1 protein-coding gene is annotated in these 844 nt (G+C 75.1%); it reads right to left on the bottom strand.

Annotation, left to right across the window (positions count from 1 at the left end; all coding sequences use genetic code 11):
- On the bottom strand, positions 1 to 490 hold a 490-nt coding region (locus tag ACYVE9_RS28905; RefSeq protein ID WP_461030836.1), incomplete at its 3' end, for an ATP-binding protein.
- Positions 491 to 844: the final 354 nt, after the last annotated feature.

Here is an 844-nt window from a genome sequence, read left to right as displayed (position 1 = left end):
CGAGGAACCGCACCGGGTCGCGCTCAGGGAGACCTTCGCGGGTCCGGGCTCCGGGAGGCCCGGCACGTCCGGGCGGTCCGGGTCTGCCCGGGGGCGCGGGGAGCGCGGGGGACGTCCACGCGTCCGCGACGGTGAAGCTGACCACGGTGCCGCCGTAGCGGCTGGTCGTGACGTGCCAGGAGTCGGCCAACGCGTCGACCAGGTGGAGGCCGCGTCCGTGCGCCTGGTCGGTGTCCGCCCGCCGCATCCGTACGTCGGCGGGGGCCCCGGGGCTGTGCACGTCGACGCCGAGATCGGCCCCCTCGCGCCACCACTCGACCCGCACCCGCCAGGACCGGCGGTCGCCGCTGTGCAGCACGGCGTTGGTGACCAGCTCCGAGAGCAGCAGCAGGCAGTCGTCGAGCGGACGGGCGGGCGCGGAGGAGGTGAGGAACTTGAGGAACCAGCGTCGTGCCTGCGGCACCGACTCCGGACGTGGGTGGAGGGTCATCGCTCCCAGGGGTTCACGGGTCGGCCCGCCCGGACCTCTGCCACGGTCACTGATGTCGTCCATCCGCGCCCCACTCCTCACCGGTGCCGTCGCAGTCCAGCCAACGCCGCCCGGATGCCGTGCGGACCCCGCCGGCCTGAGCCGTCGGTGGAGCGTGCCCGAGCCGTACGGCGGCAGAAGCACGTTCCGATCACGTCCGTGACACCCTCGAAGTGGAGATACGGTGCCGATCGCCGCCGCGTTCAACACGCCCCGGCGGGGAGGCGGTTCGCCGCACCGATGGCCGTGCGGGCGGCACAGGCGGCAGGTCCGCGTTGCGTCGGGCGGGGGCGACGGCCCGCCCCCGCGGCAGGG

The sequence above is a fragment of the Streptomyces sparsus genome, from assembly GCF_054776295.1.
This window is presented reverse-complemented; position numbering and strand designations above follow the sequence as displayed.